Genomic DNA, 20,237 nt, shown 5'->3' on the forward strand with positions numbered 1-20,237 from the left:
ACAGATTAAACCACGATATCAGTAGCCAATGCTTGACCTACAGTACCGACCAGAAAATCGCCAATGCCCTGACCGGTGAAGTCGATCGCCAGACTGCCCAGATTGCTGCTCTGGTTATAGTTGAGGATCGCCTCGCCAGCGTGGCCGCTGAACGCGTTGACGAACTGCAACGCGCTCAGCGTGGAAATGGCCGACACGTCGATCTTGTCCTGACCGCTGACGAAATCACGAATCGTATCCTGGCCCGCACGGTTGGAATCAGAGCTGGCGCCAAACACGAAGATGTCGGCACCCGCACCACCGGTCAGGCTGTCGGCACCGCCACCACCGTAGATGATGTCGTTGCCGGCACCACCCTTGAGGTCGTTGGCGGCAGCATTGCCGATCAACAGGTCATTGCCCGAACCGCCCAGCGCGTTTTCAACCACCACACCCTTGGCGATCGAAACGTTACCCACCATACCGCCGACATCCGAGAACGAGGCGGCATTGAGGTTGATCTTCTGGTTCTGGGTGAAACCTGAGAAGTCGAGGGTATCCTTGCCCCCGCCATCCCACACCGAGAACACCACCTTGGAAGAGGCGGAGGTGGCGCTGTAGAAATCGCGCCCGGCAGTGGAGTTGAACCCATAGACCGTATCACCGGCACGGGTGCTCATGTTCGCGCCATAGAGCTGCTGAACGGCAGTGATGTCATCCAGCAACGGCGCCGAAGAGTACGACGGAGCGCCGCCCTTGACGAAGTTCTGGTCAGTGTTGGACTCACTCCAGTAGCTCATGACGCTGTAGCCACGGGTATCTTCTGCGTAAGTGGCGTCCTTGTAGCTCGGATTGCCCTCGCCCGCGTTGTAGTCACCTGGGTGAGACAGGCCAAGGGTGTGGCCGATTTCATGGGTCAGGGTCTGACGACCGTAATTGCCATTGTCCGGGGTGGTGTTGACCTTGTAGCTGTTATCGACAAGGTACCAGGACTGGCCGTCAGTACGGCTGTTGCCGCTGGGCAGGTAGGCAAAAGCTGCCCCGCCTGCACTGCCGTTGCTGTAGTTGCCGAAGGTCATATGCCCGTCGCCGCCGGAAGCTGCCTGGGTGAAGCTGACCTTGGCAACGTCTGCCCAGGATTGCATCGACAATACTGCCTGTGCTTTCTGCTGCGCGTTGAACGCACTGAAAGTCCCCAGCGAATTGTCGAACCCGGCAGGTTTGGCCGTCAGGAACGTGTAAGTGAGGTTGATGGTGCCGTTGCCATCGCGATCAGTCCAGGAGGCGTCGTCGCGAAGAATATAATCAGCGGCCTGATCGACTGAATACGAGGGCTTGCCATTGATCGTGAGGTTGCCGCCACGGTCATACTGGTGCGCGAACGCATTGATCTGGTCGAAAGAGGTGCTGGTAGCAGCGGAAAGTTGGATTGCAGCATTTTCTTTGACTTTCGTCATGACACTTCCTTGTTTGCTGATTGATTGACAGGTCAGGTAAGACAAGACTCTCCCCTGTAGCGAGAGAGTCCGGTCACTCGCCTGGTGAAGCGTGAAATCGTGTTGCGTAACAAAACTGACACATCTTGAAATCTTGTGTCCAGCGCTGTTCGATGATGTCAAGTGGCCTCAAATGGGCAAGCGCCTACAGGCATTGGAGAATCGCCTGATATTATTTTTTGTGATGATGAGATCGTCGATAAGCGCTTGAACAGACTGTAACAAGCTTGATAAATATGACTGATAGGTCAGGAATTTTATGGCTTCGACTGACCACGAATGCCTTGGGTAATGACGCGCCCCACTCAGCCGCTATGAACAGCATTTCGCCAGCCTTGCCATTGGCCAAAGCTGACACTTTTCCCCGACACAGAAACGCAAAAAGCCCCGACGAGTCGGGGCTTTTGTTGAAGCGCAGTGGCCTGAATGTTCAGGCCAGGTAAATCAGTCGTCGCGGCTCATGATGCCGAAGATCTGCAGCAGGCTGATGAACAGGTTATAGATCGATACATACAGGCTGACCGTCGCCATGATGTAGTTACGCTCGCCACCCTGAATGATCGCGCTGGTCTGGAACAGAATGCACACCGACGAGAACAGCACGAAGCCCGCGCTGATAGCCAGTTGCAAACCGCTGATCTGGAAGAACATGCTGGCCACTACCGCACCCAGCAGGACAAAGAAACCTGCGGTAATGAAACCACCCAGGAAGCTCATGTCCTTGCGAGTGATCAGTACATAGGCCGAGAGACCGCCGAATACCAGAGCCGTCATCGCGAAGGCGGAGCTAACCACTTCAGCACCCCCGGCCATGCCCAGGTAACGGTTGAGGATCGGGCCCAGCAGGAACCCCATGAAACCTGTCAGGGCGAAGGTCGACACCAGACCCCAGACCGAATCACGCAGCTTGTTGGTCAGGAAGAACAGACCGTAGAAGCCGATCAGCACCACGAAAATGTTCGGGTAGCCGACGCGCATCTGCTGAGCGACGAAGGCCATGACACCACTGAAAGCCAGTGTCAGGGCGAGAAGACCGTAAGTATTGCGCAGGACACGACTAACCTCGAGCTGGTCGGCCTGCATGCCGGTTTTAAGGCTGTAATCCTGTTCGCGCATGGCGAAACTCCTTGCTGTTGAAATGTTGAGTTGCAAAGATCATAACAGAGGCGCTGCAACTGGCTAGTCACAGAGTTTGACAGCTTGTTTCATTCCGGTATTATGGCGCCCGCAACGAAGTGGAGGTATGGCCGAGTGGTTTAAGGCAGCAGTCTTGAAAACTGCCGACTGTAACAGGTCCTAGAGTTCGAATCTCTATGCCTCCGCCATATTTGGCAGCGCAAAGCCCTGATTATTCAGGGCTTTGTCGTTTCCGGGGTTTGGCTGATGCATCCGCAAGCTCATCCGCCGATGCTTGGCCCGCGCTGACAAAATGTGGATACTGCCAGTTTGCCAGCCGATGAACCATGGAAGACCCCAATGGCCCCCAGCCGAACGCTTGTCCATCCTGTTGGAGGCACGCAACGCCATGCGGACGAGATTCGGCAAGCTGCCGAGGCTGACGGCCACGACTCAGCGCCAGCCACCTTGGGAAGACGCCGTACCGATGAAGAGTTCGAACGCCTCGCGATCGGTCGATATGCCCGCTTCAGTCGGGCGTCAGAGAATCTCGCCGGCGGCACTCAGCCTTGTTCAGGCCGTATCCATACCAAGGCGTCCGATGAGAACTACGCTGACCTGGCCATAGGCCGTTATGCGCGCTTCAGCAGGCCGTCTCCCAACCTGGTTGGCGGTACGCAACCGCAGGCGGACACGCCGCCGGAACAGGCACCCTCACCTTCCTCCTCGCAGATGCGCCATCCAGAGCGTGAATCCGAGTTCTTTACCATCCGGCAGGACTCACCCGGCACCCACTCTTTCAGCATCCCCAAGGCACCTGATCGCCCGGCGAAAGCCAGATGGCTGCGTCCAGGTGAGCCGCTCACCGTGGCCGATATCATCTTGCCCGGCGGCATGATCTACACAGGCACGCAAAACCCCGAATTCAGACTATCCGAACCTTCTTTCATAGACGCAGCCTTGCCGGTGGCCGGTTCCGACACGCCTCCCGTTGCGGGGGCGGCCTACTATTGGTCGACCTACAAAGATCTTGAACCAGCCGCGCGCAGGGGCTATCTGCAGTGGCTGGCAGGGGGACGTTGTGATCCTGAAGCAAGCAGTGGTTACCTGTTCATGTTTTTCCACGGCCTTGAACGGCGTTTACTGATCGACAGCCTTTCTGATCCCGATGCACGAAAAGAGATTCCCGCGATAAAACAGGAAATCGAGCGTTTGCGGACTGTTTATCATCGGGACCTTTCGTTTTACAACCAGGCTTCGCGGCTTCTCGAATACCTGAACATGCCTGTCATTTCAGGGCAGATGTATTTGCGCGAGCCACCAATGGAGTCGGCCGATCGCTATGAAATGCCCATCGTGCTGCGAGTGGCGCTGGGCCAGATGGCCATCGACAGATACCCGTTGAACGCATCCTGGGCCTTGTCCTGGGCGCTGACGGATCCGAATATCTCGCGCGGCAAACCTGTTGGCAGATGCGCAGATCTGTTTCAGCGCCTGTTCAGAGCCGAATATGAAGAGCAGTTTCCCGACGGCCTGAAGCTGCTGAGGAACAAGACCCGACTATGGGTCACCTATCGCCCATCGTCCGCCTACCTCGATGTACCGGAAATACCGGTGGGGGATCTGCCAGACGTCAGCATTACGTCCGCCACCCGCAAGAAAATCCAGGTCCTCGTGCAGGGCTGTGCTTCAGTGCTTGCTCCATTCAGTCGGTACATGGGCCGCAATGCCGATGATCTCGCTAAGCATGAGTCATTGGAGGCGCTGCTGTTGCTGCCGGTATCGCTATGGCCCGAATACGCCAGACATGAACTGCGACAGCTTCAATCGGAGGTCGGCCCTGCCACGAAGTTGATGACGCTTGATCAGCTGGCGATACGTTTCAAGTCTGACGGTGCCCAGGCACGCAACCAGATCATCGCGCTGATAAAAGTACTTGAAGACATGCACATAGGAATGGAACCGGATGTGCTGGCGGGCAATCGTGCGCCCAAACCTGAGGACAGCATCGTTCTGTTCGCGACCGGGCCCGATCCTGGCATGTCGCGGGTGACAGCGGACTACAACGCGGCTGTCGTCACTCTGGATCTCGCCAGCAGCGTGGCAGCGGTTGATGGCGGCACGAGTCAGCATGCAGTTGCACTGCTCGAACGGCATATCGACTCATGGGAGCATCTGCGTGTCGCGCATCGAACACGTCTCAAGGCGTATCTGTCGATGCAACTGCAGCAGCCGCCCAACCTGGCAAGCCTGAAAAAGAAGCTGGGTTCGCTGAATCAGGAAGAAAAGCAGACCATCGTCGGTTGCCTGACTCACCTTGCCCACGCTGACGGAGCGGTTACGCCTGAGAAAGTCAGATTGCTTGAGCGGATCTACAGGGCACTTCAACTCAATCCACACGCTCTTTACAGCAACCTCCATGATGCTGCGGCCGGTTCGCATACAGGACAGGTCTCGACAGCGCTGTCAGCCGCTACAGCAACAGGCCCCGACAAGAAGCAAGGCTCCGGGATCGTGCTGGACATGGACAGGGTTGCCCGGTTGCGACGCGAAACGGCAGAGGCTTCGGCGCTGCTGGCTGATGTTTTTCGTGACGATCAAGAGGACGAGCAGCAGGACGACACGCAGATAGCCGAAGACGATGCTTCACAAGACACCCCAGGCACTGGCACCCATCTCCATGGACTCGATGCGGGGCACTCTGCGTTTCTGCGCCTGCTGGTCTCGCGCAACCAATGGAGTCGACGAGAGCTGGAAGTCGCGACGGCAGGTATGGCGTTGATGCTCGACGGTGCGCTGGAGCAAATCAACGATATGGCATTCGAGTTGTTCGACATGCCGGTTTCCGAGGGCGATGACCCTATCGAAATCAACCCGGATATTTTAAGCGAGCTTGCCCTATGAACAAGATACGAGCCAAGGATCGCGATGCGGTCATTCAATCACTGCGCGCAGGTGTCGTTCCTCGTGTCGGGCAGCACTTGATTCAGGTCGGACGAGCGGGTGAGCTGGCAGCTCTTATCAAGGATGTAGACAGGCTGGCCGAAGGTGGTTCTGCCTTTCGTATCGTGGTCGGCGAGTATGGCGCGGGCAAGACGTTCTTCCTCAATCTGGTCAGAGGCATTGCGATGGAACGCAAGCTGGTGACGATGCACGCTGATCTGAACCCCGATCGACGCCTGCACGCTTCAGGTGGTCAGGCGCGCTCCCTGTACGCCGAGCTTGCCAAGAACATGTCTACACGTACCAAGCCGGACGGTGGCGCGCTTCAGGGTATCGTCGAAAAGTTTATTTCCCAGGCCAGAACCCACGCGAGCAGTAAAGGCGTAGACAGCGAGACCGTCATACGCCAGAACCTCGCCGAGCTTACCGAAATGGTCAACGGCTATGACTTTGCCGAAGTCATAGCGGCTTACTGCCGTGGCTTTAACGAAGGCAACGAACAGCTCAAAGCCGATGCAATACGCTGGCTTCGGGGGGAATTCACCACCAGGACGGACGCACGAGCGGCCCTCGGGGTCAGAAGCATCGTTGACGACGCGTCCGTGTACGATCAGCTCAAACTGCTTTCCCGATTTGTGCGCCTGGCAGGCTTCGGCGGGCTTATGGTGTGCCTGGACGAACTGGTCAACCTCTACAAGCTTGCCAACACGCAGGCTCGCAATGCGAACTACGAACAGATCCTGCGCATCCTCAATGACTCACTGCAAGGGTCGACTGACGGACTGGGCTTCGTTCTGGGCGGCACGCCGGAATTCCTGATGGACACTCGCCGCGGCCTCTACAGCTACCCGGCTTTACAGTCACGCCTGGCAGAAAACACCTTTGCCAAGGCTGGCTACGTCGACCTTTCCGGCCCTGTCATTCGGCTGACCAGCCTGACCCCGGAGGACTTCTATGTCCTCCTGCTGAACCTGCGTAACGTTTATGCCTACGGCGACGCGGAACACTACCTGCTTCCGGAAGAGGCCATCCCGGCCTTCATCGAGCACTGCGGTCAGCGTATGGGCGAAGCTTACTTTCGAACGCCACGCACCACCATCACCGCGTTCATCAACCTGCTGGCGGTTCTTGAGCAAAACCCTGAGGCCGACTGGAGAAACCTTTTGGGCGCCATTGACATTGCCAGGGATGACGGCGGCAAAAGTGATTTCACTGTAGAGGCCGATGATGAACTCACAAGCTTCAAGCTCTGACTCATCCGCATTCGAACGGCTTCACCCCGATGTACAACAATGGGTGTGGTCGCAAGGCTGGACATCGCTCAGGGATGCTCAGGAATGTGCCATACCTGCGCTGATCGACGCTGATCGCGACGTCATCATTGCGGCCTCCACTGCAGCGGGCAAGACCGAGGCGGCGTTTCTGCCCATTCTGACCCATTTGCTCAACAACACCGATGCGCCAGGCGCTGTGCTCTATATCAGCCCGCTCAAGGCCTTGATCAATGATCAGTGGGACAGGCTGACACGTCTTTGCGAGCGCCTGGAAATCCCGGTGGTCGGCTGGCACGGGGACGTTTCGGCAAGCAGGAAGCACCGCTTTCTGAAATCGCCCAGAGGGATCCTGCTCATAACCCCAGAATCGCTGGAAGCCCTGTTCGTGAACCGGGGCTCGGCGCTTGCGGGGCTCTTTCAGCCCCTTCGCTATATCGTCATCGACGAATTACACGCGTTCATCGGCAGCGAGCGCGGTAAACAATTGCAGTCCCTGATGCACCGCGTAGAAACGGTTGTCGGCAAAAAGCTGCCACGCGTAGGCCTGTCTGCGACCCTGGGCGAGATGGCACTCGCCCGTGAGTTCCTGCGTCCGGGGCAAGGCCGACGCATGGACGAAATCATTTCTCGAGCCTCGGGCCAGGACCTTCAGGTTCAGGTACGCGGTTACACCATGCTGCCGATGAACAAACTGGCGGCAAACCTGCAGATGGTCGTGACAAAAGACGACGACAACGCCGATCAGGATGAAGAGCAGGAAGAGGATGTCTCCGGGACCAGACACGCCATAGCCGCGCATATGTACAAGGTGCTGCGTGGCAGTAACAACCTGATCTTTCCCAACAGCCGCGACAAGGTTGAATGGTACGCCGACAGGCTGCGGCACTTGTGCGAAAACGACGGTTTGCCGAATGAGTTCCTGCCTCACCACGGAAGCTTGTCCCGAGACTTGCGTGAAGATACGGAGCGAGCACTGAAAGCGGGTAGCCCGCCCGCCTCGGCCGTCTGCACCACGACCCTCGAGCTTGGGATCGATATCGGCAACATCAAAGCAGTTGCGCAGATCGGACCTCCGCCATCAGTGGCCAGCCTGCGCCAGCGACTGGGTCGCTCCGGACGTCGCGCAGGTGAGCCTGCCACACTTCGTGCCTATTGCCAGGAAGACACCCTGACACCTGATTCGGACCTCTCGGATCAGCTCCGGCAAAACCTGGTGCAGACGATCGCCATGATTCGATTGTTGATAGAGAAGTGGTTCGAACCTCCGAGAGCCAACGGCCTGCACGCCTCGACGCTGGTTCAGCAATGCCTGTCGACGATTGCGCAGCAAGGTGGTGCACATGCTTCGCAGCTGTGGAATGAGCTGATCGCGAGCGGAACATTTGCAGCCATTGATAAAACCGACTTCATGGCCCTTCTCAAGGCTCTGGGTGAAAAGAAACTGATCGTCCAGGACAGCTCTGGCCTGCTATTGCCTGGCGAAATCGGTGAAAAGCTGGTCAACCACTATGAGTTTTACAGTGCATTCAGCAGCGATGAGGAATTCAGACTGCTTCGCGATGGCAAGCCGTTGGGTTCCATTCCTGTCAGTCGCCCGCTGACCCTGGGGCAACGCATCATCTTCGCAGGCAAACGCTGGCAGGTCATGGATGTAGACCTGGAAAAGAAAGTCATTGCGGTCATACGCGCACGTGGCGGCGAACCTCCGGTATTCGACGGGCTGGGCGCCAAGATCCATGACCGGGTGCGTGAAGAAATGCGCGCGGTACTGACGGAGGTCACGCCCTGCCCGTTCCTTGATGCCAATGCACAAGCCCTGCTGGCGGAAGCGCGCCAGACCTTTCACCGGCTGGGGCTGGCTGACCAGCGCCTGACGGGTTCGACCTCAAGCAGCTACCTGCTGACCTGGGCGGGCGACTACACCAATGATGCGCTGTGCCTGCTGCTCAACCAGGCTGGGGTCATGTGCACAGCTTCGGGGTTGGTACTGGAAATCAGTGCCTCTCAGGAAAGCGTGCGGACAGCACTGGCCAGGATTGCAGAGCTGGATGCAACCGATGTGGAGCCCCTGTTGAAAGATGTGAAGAATCTGATCCGGGAAAAGTGGGACTGGGCCCTGCCAAAATCGCTGTTGATCAAATCATTTGCCTCCAGCCAGCTGGATATACCCAACGCGATTGCGCTTGCCAAGACATTGACGACTTGACGGCAGGCCTCGCGGCTCAGCCCGCGCCGTCTGATATATTGATGCGCATCCTGTATCAATAGATCAACGTTCAAATGCCCATCAATTTCGACCTCAACGACCTCCAGGCATTTCGTGCCGTAGTGGAGAACGGCAGCTTCCGCAAGGCCGCTGAAACCGTGCAGATCACCCAGCCTGCGCTCAGTCGGCGGATAGAAAAGCTCGAGTCTGCACTGAACGTGAAGCTGTTCGAGCGCACCACCCGCAGGGTCAGTCTGACTACGGTCGGCCGCGCATTTCTGCCTCAGGTCGAGCGCATTCTGGACGATCTGGACAGCGCATTGATGACCATCGAAGGCGTCGGCTCCACGCGAATGGGCAGCGTGACGATTGCCTGCGTGCCTTCAGCCGCCTATTACTTCATGCCGCAGGTCATCAGCGCTTTCCATCGGTTGTTTCCGAAAATCAGAATCCGGGTGATGGATGCCAGCGCCAACGAGGTCAACAGCGCAGTTGCCCTGGGCGAAGCCGATTTCGGGGTGAGTTTCAGCGGCAATCTGGCGCCGGAAGTGGACTTCGAACTGCTGCTGCAGGAACGCTACGTAATGGCCTGCAGGCGGGATCACCCGCTGGCTACGTGCGAAAGCGTCAGTTGGGAAGAGATGTACCGCCACGACTACATCGCCCTGGACATCACCTCGGGTAATCGTCTGGTGCTGGATCAGGCGCTGGCACCTTCGCGCCCGCACAAGGAAAGCATCTGCGAAACCCGTCATGTCACAACCATGATCGGCCTGGTGGAAGCGGGCCTTGGCGTGGCTGCGGTGCCCTCCATCGCCATGCCGATGACCGCTCACCCGTTTCTGGTGAGCGTGCCATTGGTTGCGCCCGAGGTGATTCGCAACGTAGGGCTGATCAAGCGTCGTGGCAGGACCTTGACACCGGCAGCCCTCGAGCTGGAGCAACTGGTCAGGAAAATGCCGTCACGTTCAGCGGGGAACTGAATCCAGACCGGTGGACTGCACCGTGGCCTGGGCTTTCGGGGAGGCCAGGTAATCCAGCAACGCTTTCGCTTCTTTCGGGTGCTCGGCATTGACCGGGATGCCCGCGGCATAACGGGTTACCGACTGAACGTCTTCCGGAATCTTCGCCACGAACGTCACGCCGGGAATCGGCAGCAGCTCGGCAACCTGTTGAAAGCCCACTTCGTAGTCGCCCTTGGCAACCACCGAAGCCACCGGGATGCGCTCGATCATCTTGCCCTTCGGCGCGAGTTCCTTCTCGATACCGAGCTTTTTGAAAAGCTCTTTTTCGATGTACACGCCACTGGCGCTGTCGGAGTAAGCCACAGACCTGGCCTTGAGCAGGGTGGCTTTAAGCTCACTGTCGTTGCCGATCGCAGGCTTGGCCGCGCCCTCCTTCACCACCATGCCGATCCGCGAATCAGCCAGTTCGACCCGCGATGCCGGGTCTACCTTGCCTTGCTTGATCAGATCATCCAGCGCATAGCCGACCATGATCACCACATCGGCGTGCTCGCCCCGGGCCAGACGATTCGGGATGGCCTCGGGTGCCTTGCCCATCGATGGGCCGAGAATGGTGTCCAGCGAGTCCCCGGAAGACGCCGCGTATTGCGGTCCGAGCAGTTTGTACGCAGCCGTAAAGCCGCCGGAGGTCATGACCTTGAGCTGTTCAGCCTGCGCCGCCGCACTGACCGCGATACAGCCGAGAAAAAGCGCTGCCAGTTGATGTTTGTATAACGATTTCATAGTGATTTTTCCTTGATTAAACAGCCAGTTGCGGGCGGGTCGAGATGTGCCGGTAGAGCACCAGTGTGGCGCCCAGCGCACAGGCTGCAGCAAATGTCATCCAGTAAGCAGGTGCAGCCTTGTCGCCGGTCAAGTGGATCAACCAGGTCGAGATCGCCGGAGTGAAACCACCGAAAACCGCCGTCGCCAGGCTGTAGGCCAGCGAGAAACCGGCAACACGCACCTCTACCGGCATGATTTCGGTCAGCGCCGGAATCATCGCGCCGTTATACAAGCCGTAGAGGAACGAGAACCACAACAGCACTTCCAGCATATGGCCGAAGCTGGGCGCCAGGGCGAGGAAAGACAGCGCCGGGTACGCACTGATGATGGTCAGCAGGGTCATCGCGACCAACAGTGGCTTGCGCCCGAAACGGTCACTCAACATGCCGCCGACCGGCAGCCAGATAAAGTTGGAGACACCGACCAGCAGCGTCACCAGAAGCGCATCGGCAGTACTCAGGTTGAGTACGGTTTTGCCGAATGTCGGTGCATAGATGGTGATCAGGTAAAAGGTGGTAGTGGTCATCGCCACCATCAGCATTCCGGCAATCACCACACGCCAGTTTTGCAGCAGCGTCGCGAACACCTGTCGCATGGTCGGACGGTGAGAGCGAGTAGCGAACTCTTCGGTTTCCTGCAGGCTGCGGCGCAACAGGAAAATGAACGGGATGATCAGGCAACCGATGGCAAACGGAATTCTCCAGCCCCAGTCGGCAACAGCAGCAGGTGCCATCCATTGGTTCAGGCCGTAACCCAGTGCAGCGGCGACAACGATTGCCACCTGCTGACTACCTGACTGCCAACTGGTGTAGAAGCCCTTGCGGCCGGGTGTCGCCATTTCTGCCAGATACACCGACACCCCGCCCAATTCCGCACCGGCAGAGAAGCCTTGCAGCAAGCGGCCGACCAATACCAAGGCCGGCGCCCACAGGCCGATGCTTGCGTAACCGGGCACCAGAACAATCAGTAACGTGCCACTGGCCATGATCGAAAGCGTCACGATCAGCCCTTTGCGGCGGCCCACGTCATCGATGTAGGCACCGAGAATGACGGCACCCAGCGGACGCATCAGGAAGCCCGCGCCGAAGACCGCGAAGGTCATCATCAGCGAAGCGAACTCACTGCTGGCCGGGAAAAAGGCGGAAGCGATCTGGGTGGCATAGAAGCCGAACAGGAAGAAGTCGAATTGCTCGAGGAAATTACCGGAGGTGACCCGAAATACCGCGCCTGCCTTCGACCGGGAGGATTCTTTTCGTAATGAGGATGAGCCGTGCATCAGTGTTCTCCAGCGATCTTATTAGAGTGTTGTAAGCGCTTGTGAGGAAGGAGTCTGCCGGACACACTTTGAAACGATAAGTGCTATGTTTTCATCGATTGATGCCCGTTGGACATCAATTGAAACTCAAGCGGTTGCGCCCTGACCCCGCATTTGCGGGTCAGCACGCGCCAAACTCACACGCCTGCCCTTGAATTCTTTATCATTGCGCATGTTTTGTTGGCAGAGCCGATCATGAAATTCGCCATCTCCCTTTTTTCCGCCGCCCATGCGCCCTCCTCTCGGCGAGCCTTGCAGTTCGCCAGGGCGGTGCTGGCAGGCGGGCACGAAATTGTCCGGTTGTTCTTCTACCAAGACGGCGTACACAGCGCGTCGGCCAACGTCGTGACGCCGCAGGACGAGCAGGATGTGGCACTGCAGTGGCGTGACTTCATCGTCGAGCACAAGCTGGACGGCGTGGTGTGCATTGCCGCCGCGTTGCGTCGCGGTGTGCTCGACACGCAAGAGGCCGAGCGTTATCAGCGGCCGGCGGCAAACCTGCGCGAGCCGTGGGAATTGTCCGGGCTGGGCCAGTTGCACGATGCCGTGCAATCGGCTGATCGCCTGATCTGCTTCGGAGGGCCATGAGATGCCCAGATCACTGTTGGTTGTCACCCGCCAGTCGCCGTGGTCCGGCCCCGGTGCCCGCGAGGCGCTGGATATCGTACTGGCGGGCGGTGCATTCGATCTGTCGGTGGGCCTGCTGTTTCTGGACGACGGGGTTTTTCAGTTGTCGCCACAGCAGTCGCCCGACGCCCTGCAACAGAAAGACCTGACCGCAAACCTGAAAGCCCTGTCGATGTTCGGTGTCGAAGACCTTTACGTCTGCGGGCAGAGCCTGGTCGAGCGCGGTATCTCCCCGGGCGCATTGAACGAAGAGATCAGCCGATTGACTACGCGCGCGGAGTTGTCAGCGCTTTTTGACCGGTACGACGAGGTGATTACGATCTGATGGCTACTTTGCATGTTCTCTCTCACTCGCCGTTTGCCGACACCCGGCTGGACAGTTGCCTGCGCTTGCTGGGCAAGGATGATGGCGTACTGCTCTGTGGCGATGCCACCTATGCGCTGATGCCGTCGAGTGCGCAGCTGAAAGCCCTTCAGCCTCTGGTCGAATCATCGCAGTTGTTCGCCCTCGACGAAGACCTCCGCGCACGCAATCTGCCTCTCCCTGCCGGAGTCAACAGCATCGACTACCCGGCGTTCGTTGAACTGTCGCTGCGCTTCGACAAGGTCAATACCTGGTTATGAAACAGTTGAACATTGACGGGCGCAGCATCGAACTGGACAAGGATGGTTTTCTACAAGACCTCAGCGACTGGTCGCTGGACGTCGCCCACGCCCTGTCCGCCGAGGAAGGCATCGAGCTGAGTGCCGAGCACCTTGAAATCCTCGAATTGCTGCGCGGCTTTTACGCCGAGTTCCAGCTTTCGCCCGCGACACGGCCGCTGATCAAATACACAGCGCTGAAGCTGGGTGCGGAAAAAGGCAACAGCATGCACCTCAACCGCCTGTTCAACGGCACTCCCGCCAAACTCGCCGCCAAGCTGGCGGGCCTGCCCAAACCGACCAATTGCATATGAATGATTACGCTGCGCTTGTCACTGAAACACCTGAAGAACATCCCTTTGCGACCTTCGTTCGCATTCTGGGCAAAGGCAAACGTGGCGCGCGCAACCTGACTCGCGAGGAAGCACGGGAAGCCATGGGCATGCTGCTCGATGAGAAAGTCGAGGACACCCAGCTCGGGGCTTTTCTGATGCTGCTGCGCCACAAGGAAGAAAGTCCCGAGGAACTGGCAGGGTTTACCGAAGCGGTGCGCGAACGTCTCAACGCTCCCGCCATGCAAGTCGACATCGACTGGCCAACCTATGCCGGGAAAAAGCGTCACCTGCCGTGGTATTTGCTGGCGGCCAAATGCCTGGCGCAAAACGGCGTCAGGATCCTCCTGCACGGCGGCGGCGCGCATACCGCAGGGCGTCTGTACACCGAGCAACTGCTGGACCTGCTGAAGATTCCTCTGTGCCGCAACTGGTCAGCGGTCAAGACCTCGCTCGAGCAAGAACAGCTGGCGTTCATTCCGCTCGCCGACTGGGCACCGCAGTTGCAGCGCATGATCGACCTGCGCAACACGCTGGGGCTGCGCTCGCCCATTCACTCGCTGGCGAGGATTCTCAATCCGCTGCAGGCGCGTTGCGGCCTGCAAAGCATTTTTCACCCGGGCTATCAAAGCGTGCATCGCGATGCCAGCAGCCTGCTCGGCGACAACGCCATCGTGGTCAAAGGTGATGGCGGCGAAATCGAGATCAACCCCGACACCATCAGCCACCTGTACGGCACCACCGGCGGCCAGCCGTGGGATGAAGAATGGCCAGCGCTCTCACCGCGCCGCCACGTAAAACCGGCAACGCTCGACCCGCAGCAGCTGCTGGCCTTGTGGCGAGGAGAAATCGAAGACAGTTACCCGCAACTGGCCTTGATATCGACCATGGCGCTCGCCTTGCGCGGCCTGGGCGTCGATCGCGACGAGGCCTTCGCCCAGGCGCAGGTATTCTGGGATCGCCGCAACATCAATCTGTGACCCGCCGGCCTTTCGACAATGAAAGGCCGTAATCCAGTCGAACCGATGCACCCGCGCTGACCTCCAAGCTCTATCACCTGGAAATGGGAGTCAGACATGGGCCTTCTGGTCGAAGGACACTGGCAAGACCAGTGGTACGAAAGCAGCAAAGATGGCGCATTTCAGCGCGAAAATGCTCAGCGACGCAGTTGGGTCACGCCCGATGGACAGCCGGGACCGTCCGGTGCAGGCGGTTTTGCTGCGCAGGCGGGCCGCTATCACCTGTACGTGTCTCTGGCGTGCCCGTGGGCACACCGCACGCTTATCTTGCGCAAGCTCAAGGGCCTGGAAAGCCTGATCAATGTTTCGGTAGTCAGTTGGCTGATGCTGGAAAACGGCTGGACCTTCGACCAGCAGAAAGGCTCCAGCGGCGATGCACTGGATGACCTGCAGTTCCTTCACCAACGCTACACCGCCGACGACCCTCGGTACACCGGCCGTGTCACCGTTCCGGTGCTGTGGGACAAGCAGCAGCAATGCATCGTCAGCAACGAATCTGCGGAAATCATCCGCATGTTCAATTCTGCATTCGACGAGTTGACCGGCAATACGCTGGATTTCTACCCGCAAGCGCTACGCGCGAGCATTGACGAGCTTAACGAGCAGATCTACCCGAAGGTCAACAACGGCGTATACCGGGCTGGTTTCGCCACCTCGCAGGGCGCGTATGAGGAGGCGTTCGACGATGTGTTCGCTGAACTGGACGTGCTGGAAAACCTGCTCGGCGAAAAGCGTTACCTGACAGGCAAACACCTCACTGAAGCAGACATACGCCTGTTCACCACCATCGTGCGCTTCGATGCGGTGTATTACAGCCACTTCAAATGTAACCTGCGGCGCATCGCGGACTACCCCAATCTCAGCAACTGGCTACGCGAGCTGTATCAGTGGCCGGGGATCGCAGAGACGGTGAGTTTCGAGCACATCAAAGGGCATTACTACGGGAGCCATCGCACCATCAACCCGACCGGCATCATACCGAAGGGGCCCGCACTCGATCTGCAGGCCGATCATGACCGTGAGCGACTGTCCGGTGAAGGTGTCTGGAACAACTGACGTATGGGAAGAAGGGGTGGATAGCCCGGACGGGCTACCCACCATTGGCATCAGAGAGTCGCCTGAGCGCCCTCGAACCACGCCAGCTTTTCACGCAACTTGACCACCTCACCGATGATCACCAGCGTCGGCGCATGAACATCATGCTCGGCGACCAGTTGCGGCAGGTTTGCCAAGGTACCCGTGAACACACGCTGATTGACGGTGGTGCCCTGCTCGACCAGTGCAGCAGGCGTGTCGGCAGAGCGACCGTGCCGGATCAACTGCTCACAGATGACCGGCAAACCGATCAGCCCCATGTAAAACACCAGTGTTTGCGCAGGCGCTACCAGGTCTGACCAAGGCAGATCTGTCGTACCGTTTTTCAAGTGCCCGGTGATAAAACGTACCGATTGCGCGTGATCACGGTGCGTCAGCGGTATACCCGCATACGCCGCGCAACCGCTGGCAGCGGTGATGCCAGGCACCACCTGGAACGGAATGCCATGCGCCGCCAGCTCTTCGATTTCCTCGCCGCCACGGCCGAAGATGAACGGATCACCGCCCTTCAGACGCACCACTCGCTTGCCCTGCTTTGCCAGCGCAACCAGTTGCTGGTTGATCTGTTCCTGCGGAACGGCATGTTCCGCACGGCGCTTGCCAACGTAGACACGCTCGGCATCACGACGGCACAGGTCAAGAATCGTTGGCGCGACCAGGCGGTCGTACAGCACCACATCCGCCTGCTGCATCAGGCGCAAGGCCCGAAAAGTCAGCAAATCCGGATCACCGGGACCCGCACCGACCAGATAGACCTCACCGGTCTCGGGAGGCGGCTCGCCGGCAATCTTGGCGATCAGCATGCGCTCGGCCTCGGCGCCCTGCCCGGCCAGTTGGCGATCGGCGATGGCCCCCTGAAAAACTTCTTCCCAAAACGCCCGACGCTGCTGCACGTTCGGAAACAGGCCTTTGACCTGATTGCGAAAACGAGCGGCCAGCCCGGCGAGCTGACCGTAGGAGGACGGAATCCAGGTTTCCAGCTTGGCGCGAATCAAACGTGCCAGCACCGGCGCATCGCCGCCACTGGACACGGCGATCACCAGCGGCGAGCGGTCGACGATGGCCGGAAAGATCACCGTACACAACGCCGGGGCGTCGACGACGTTGACCGGAACGCAACGCAAGCGGGCATCGCGGGACACCTGAGCGTTGAGCGGCTCATCATCCGTCGCAGCAATAATCAGCACGCAACCATCAAGGTCGCATTCGCTGTAGCCGCGCAGGATCATCTCACCGCCGCTCTGGACAACCAGCTCGCTCAGTTGCGCCTCGATTTCCGGCGCAACCACGCGCAGCACTGCCCCGGCGTCGGCAATCAGACGTGATTTGCGCAGGGCAATTTCACCGCCGCCAACCACCAGCACCCGGCTGCCACGCAGGTTATGGAACAGCGGCAGAAATTCCATTTAACCGATGACCTCAAGGCCGCCCATGTAAGGCTTGAGCACCTCAGGCACACGAATCGAACCGTCCGCCTGCTGATAGTTTTCCAGCACCGCCACCAGTGTGCGGCCTACCGCCAGGCCCGACCCGTTGAGGGTGTGGACCAGCTCCGGCTTGCCGGTTTCCGGGTTGCGCCAGCGAGCCTGCATGCGGCGCGCCTGGAAATCACCGCAGTTGGAGCAGGAAGAGATTTCGCGATATTTGTCCTGGCTCGGAATCCAGACTTCCAGGTCGTAGGTCTTCACCGCACTGAAACCCATATCGCCGGTGCACAGCGCCAGCGTGCGATAAGGCAGTTCAAGCAGTTGCAGGACGCGTTCGGCGTTGCCGGTCAGCGACTCGAGCGCGGCCATGGAGTCGTCAGGCGCAACGATCTGGACCATCTCGACCTTGTCGAACTGGTGCTGGCGGATCATGCCGCGGGTATCACGCCCGGACGCGCCCGCTTCACTGCGGAAGCAAGGGGTATGGGCGACAAACTTGAGAGGCAGCTGTTTGGCGTCGAGGATTTCACCCGACACGATATTGGTCAGCGACACTTCGGCAGTCGGAATCAGGTACAGGTCGGCTTCACCTTCGCGGGAGATCTTGAACAGGTCTTCCTCGAACTTGGGCAGCTGACCTGTGCCCTGCAACGCTGGAGCCTGCACCAGATAGGGCGTGTAGGTCTCTTCGTAGCCGTGCTCGTTGATGTGCAGATTGATCATGAATTGTGCGAGGGCACGGTGCAGACGTGCGATCGGGCCACGCAGCAGCGCAAAGCGCGCGCCGGACAGCTTGGCGGCAGTCTCGAAATCCAGCCAGCCGAACTTCTCGCCCAGCGCAACGTGATCCTTGACCTCGAAATCGAATGACGTCGGCGTACCCCAGCGACGTACTTCGACGTTGCCTTCTTCGTCGGCACCGACCGGCACGGACTCATGAGGCAGGTTCGGAATGCTCAGCACCAGCGCATCCAGTTCGGCCTGAATGCCGTCCAGCTCGACCTTGCCTTCGCTCAGCTCGTTGCCCATGCGCTCGACATCAGCCATCAACGGCGCAATGTCCTCACCGCGCTGCTTGGCCTGACCAATGGATTTGGAACGGGCATTGCGCTCGGCCTGCAGCTGTTCGGTGCGGGTCTGCACTACCTTGCGCTGGGCTTCCAGCGATTCAATGCGCGCCACATCCAGAGTGAAGCCACGGGAAGCCAGGCGATCCGCTACGTCCTGAAGTTGAGTACGTAACAGTTTGGAATCGAGCATATCGTTCTCTCGTCTATCAAAGTCTGGTCAGGGACAGGCCAGCCCAGGTTGCGAGCAGCCCGCCGAATACACTGATACCGGCATAGCCGAGGGCCAGCGGTACCTGCCCGCTTTCCAGCAGGCGCAGCGTATCCAGTGAAAAGGATGAAAAGGTCGTCAGACCGCCTACAAAACCGACAATCAAGCCGGCACGAATTTCGATGGGTACTTCCGGACGCAGCAGGAACAGTCCGTACAGTACACCGATGATCAGGCACCCGACGATGTTGACTGCCAGCGTCGCCGCGTAAAAATAACGTGGCCAGTTGGCGCTGACCCAGGTGCCTGTCGCAAAGCGCAATAATGTACCAGCGATCCCGGCAATCGACACCGCAAGAATAGTCTGAATCATCACTTTCTCCGCTTGCGAGGGCTGGCATCGTCCAATGCGTTCAGATGCCTGAGCTTTTCACCGATCTTGAGCTCCAGACCGCGAGGCACAGGCTGGTAATACTGCCGTGGCTCCAGCTCATCTGGAAAGTAGTCTTCGCCAGCTGCGTAAGCATCAGGCTCATCATGGGCATAGCGATATTCTTCGCCATAACCGAGCTGCTTCATCAGCTTGGTAGGCGCATTGCGCAAGTGCAGCGGAACCTCCAGCGAACCGTGCTCACCCGCTTCACGCATGGCCGCCTTGAACGCCATGTAGACCGCGTTGCTTTTCGGCGCACAGGCGAGATAGACAATGGCCTGTGCGACCGCCAGCTCGCCCTCGGGGCTGCCAAGGCGTTCCTGTACATCCCAGGCGGACATGCACAAGGGCAGCGCACGAGGATCGGCATTGCCGATATCTTCACTGGCCATGCGCACCACGCGGCGCGCCAGATACAGTGGATCACAGCCGCCGTCGATCATCCGCGCAAACCAGTACAGCGCCGCATCGGGATTTGAACCGCGAATCGACTTGTGCAAGGCCGATATCTGGTCATAGAACGCCTCGCCGCCCTTGTCGAAGCGGCGTCGACTGTCACCCAACAGGCTTTGCAGCAGCCCGACGTCGATTTCGCTGCCGTCTTCGGCCAGATCCGAAGCGTTCTCCAGCAGGTTGAGCATGCGCCGACCGTCGCCATCGGCGGCAGACATCAGAATCGCAAACCCCTCATCGCTCAGGGTCAGTTGCCGCTTGCCCAGCCCGCGCTCTTCGGTCAGGGCACGATTGACCAGCTTGCGCAGCGCCGCTTCGTCCAGGCTTTTGAGCACGTAGACACGCGCCCGGGACAACAAGGCGTTGTTGAGTTCGAACGAGGGGTTTTCGGTGGTCGCGCCGATAAAGATCAGCGTACCGTCCTCGACGTAAGGCAGGAAGGCGTCCTGCTGTGACTTGTTGAAGCGGTGCACTTCGTCAACGAACAGGATGGTGCGCTTGCCGTACTGTCCGGCCTGCTGCCTGGCCACTTCCACTGCCTGACGGATTTCCTTGACCCCGGCGAGCACCGCCGAAACCGTCTCGAAGTGCGCGTCCGACACCTTGGCCAGCAGCTTCGCCAGGGTGGTCTTGCCCACGCCGGGCGGCCCCCAGAAAATCATCGAGTGCAGTGCGCCTTGCTCCAGCGCCTCACGCAGAGGCTTGCCGTGGGCAAGTACATGTTCCTGACCGACATATTCATCCAGGTTGGTAGCACGCAAACGTGCAGCCAGAGGCTGGGCTATCGGTTCGCGGCTGAACAGATCCATGGT

18 protein-coding genes and 1 tRNA gene are annotated in these 20,237 nt (G+C 58.9%); 11 read left to right on the forward strand and 8 right to left on the reverse strand.

What is annotated here, in order from left to right; translation table 11 throughout:
• Positions 1-5: 5 nt before the first annotated feature.
• Positions 6-1,436 (reverse strand): serralysin family metalloprotease, encoded by a 1,431-nt coding sequence (locus tag KUIN1_RS16160; protein ID WP_003405046.1) that lies wholly within the window; start codon positions 1,434-1,436, stop codon positions 6-8.
• 483 nt (positions 1,437-1,919) lie between these two features.
• A complete protein-coding gene (locus tag KUIN1_RS16165; protein ID WP_002553978.1) occupies positions 1,920-2,591 on the reverse strand; it encodes a Bax inhibitor-1/YccA family protein in 672 nt (223 codons plus the stop codon).
• Positions 2,592-2,712: 121 nt separating this feature from the next.
• Between KUIN1_RS16165 and KUIN1_RS16170 the strand changes: the two genes are divergently transcribed.
• From KUIN1_RS16170 to KUIN1_RS16190, 5 genes are all read left to right on the forward strand, one after another.
• Positions 2,713-2,800, forward strand: a tRNA-Ser gene (locus KUIN1_RS16170).
• A gap of 151 nt (positions 2,801-2,951) precedes the next feature.
• Complete coding sequence (locus KUIN1_RS16175) at positions 2,952-5,495, forward strand: tellurite resistance TerB family protein (protein ID WP_116892731.1); 2,544 nt, start codon at positions 2,952-2,954, stop codon at positions 5,493-5,495.
• A complete protein-coding gene (locus tag KUIN1_RS16180) occupies positions 5,492-6,787 on the forward strand; it encodes an ATP-binding protein (protein ID WP_024639662.1) in 1,296 nt (431 codons plus the stop codon). The genes KUIN1_RS16175 and KUIN1_RS16180 overlap by 4 nt, the downstream gene beginning before the upstream one ends.
• Positions 6,788-6,830: 43 nt before the next feature.
• Positions 6,831-9,014, forward strand: coding sequence for a DEAD/DEAH box helicase (locus KUIN1_RS16185; RefSeq protein WP_024652454.1), 2,184 nt, complete (start codon positions 6,831-6,833; stop codon positions 9,012-9,014).
• Positions 9,015-9,088: 74 nt separating this feature from the next.
• Positions 9,089-9,997, forward strand: a complete 909-nt coding sequence (locus KUIN1_RS16190) for a LysR family transcriptional regulator (protein ID WP_011268260.1) — start codon at positions 9,089-9,091, stop codon at positions 9,995-9,997.
• Here the strand turns inward: KUIN1_RS16190 and KUIN1_RS16195 are convergent.
• A complete protein-coding gene (locus KUIN1_RS16195; RefSeq protein WP_024642106.1) occupies positions 9,983-10,762 on the reverse strand; it encodes a substrate-binding domain-containing protein in 780 nt (259 codons plus the stop codon). The genes KUIN1_RS16190 and KUIN1_RS16195 overlap by 15 nt on opposite strands.
• Before the next feature lie 16 nt (positions 10,763-10,778).
• On the reverse strand, positions 10,779-12,080 hold the full coding sequence (locus tag KUIN1_RS16200) for an MFS transporter (protein WP_011268262.1): 1,302 nt from the start codon (positions 12,078-12,080) through the stop codon (positions 10,779-10,781).
• Positions 12,081-12,314: 234 nt separating this feature from the next.
• Between KUIN1_RS16200 and tusD the strand changes: the two genes are divergently transcribed.
• The 6 genes from tusD to KUIN1_RS16230 all read left to right on the forward strand — a co-directional run bounded on the left by tusD (position 12,315) and on the right by KUIN1_RS16230 (position 15,795).
• On the forward strand, positions 12,315-12,707 hold the full coding sequence (gene tusD / locus KUIN1_RS16205) for a sulfurtransferase complex subunit TusD (RefSeq protein ID WP_011268263.1): 393 nt from the start codon (positions 12,315-12,317) through the stop codon (positions 12,705-12,707).
• Between the two features lies 1 nt (position 12,708).
• Positions 12,709-13,071: a sulfurtransferase complex subunit TusC gene (gene tusC, locus KUIN1_RS16210; RefSeq protein ID WP_024642107.1), complete on the forward strand. Its 363-nt coding sequence runs from the start codon at positions 12,709-12,711 to the stop codon at positions 13,069-13,071.
• Positions 13,071-13,370, forward strand: coding sequence for a sulfurtransferase complex subunit TusB (gene tusB / locus KUIN1_RS16215; RefSeq protein WP_024642108.1), 300 nt, complete (start codon positions 13,071-13,073; stop codon positions 13,368-13,370). The genes tusC and tusB overlap by 1 nt, the downstream gene beginning before the upstream one ends.
• Positions 13,367-13,702 carry a TusE/DsrC/DsvC family sulfur relay protein gene (locus tag KUIN1_RS16220; protein WP_003317943.1) on the forward strand — a complete coding sequence of 112 codons (336 nt, stop codon included), beginning with the start codon at positions 13,367-13,369 and terminating at the stop codon, positions 13,700-13,702. The genes tusB and KUIN1_RS16220 overlap by 4 nt, the downstream gene beginning before the upstream one ends.
• Entirely contained in the window at positions 13,699-14,700 is a 1,002-nt protein-coding gene (locus KUIN1_RS16225; protein WP_024639668.1) for a glycosyl transferase family protein, read from the forward strand. The genes KUIN1_RS16220 and KUIN1_RS16225 overlap by 4 nt, the downstream gene beginning before the upstream one ends.
• Positions 14,701-14,796: 96 nt before the next feature.
• Complete coding sequence (locus KUIN1_RS16230; protein WP_103714642.1) at positions 14,797-15,795, forward strand: glutathione S-transferase family protein; 999 nt, start codon at positions 14,797-14,799, stop codon at positions 15,793-15,795.
• Positions 15,796-15,845: 50 nt separating this feature from the next.
• Here KUIN1_RS16230 and cysG read toward each other — a convergent pair whose 3' ends face one another.
• From cysG to KUIN1_RS16250, 4 genes are read right to left on the reverse strand one after another with little or no spacing between them, the layout of a single operon-like run.
• Positions 15,846-17,240, reverse strand: a complete 1,395-nt coding sequence (gene cysG / locus KUIN1_RS16235; protein WP_003405073.1) for a siroheme synthase CysG — start codon at positions 17,238-17,240, stop codon at positions 15,846-15,848.
• Positions 17,241-18,521, reverse strand: coding sequence for a serine--tRNA ligase (serS, locus tag KUIN1_RS16240; protein WP_003317946.1), 1,281 nt, complete (start codon positions 18,519-18,521; stop codon positions 17,241-17,243). It abuts the gene before it with no gap.
• Positions 18,522-18,537: 16 nt separating this feature from the next.
• Entirely contained in the window at positions 18,538-18,912 is a 375-nt protein-coding gene (gene crcB / locus KUIN1_RS16245; RefSeq protein WP_011268268.1) for a fluoride efflux transporter CrcB, read from the reverse strand.
• On the reverse strand, positions 18,912-20,234 hold the full coding sequence (locus KUIN1_RS16250) for a replication-associated recombination protein A (protein ID WP_003405078.1): 1,323 nt from the start codon (positions 20,232-20,234) through the stop codon (positions 18,912-18,914). The genes crcB and KUIN1_RS16250 overlap by 1 nt, the downstream gene beginning before the upstream one ends.
• Positions 20,235-20,237 lie beyond the last annotated feature (3 nt).

Origin of the sequence: Pseudomonas sp. KUIN-1 (assembly GCF_009176725.1) — a bacterium.
Taxonomy (GTDB): Bacteria; Pseudomonadota; Gammaproteobacteria; order Pseudomonadales; family Pseudomonadaceae; genus Aquipseudomonas; species Aquipseudomonas fragariae.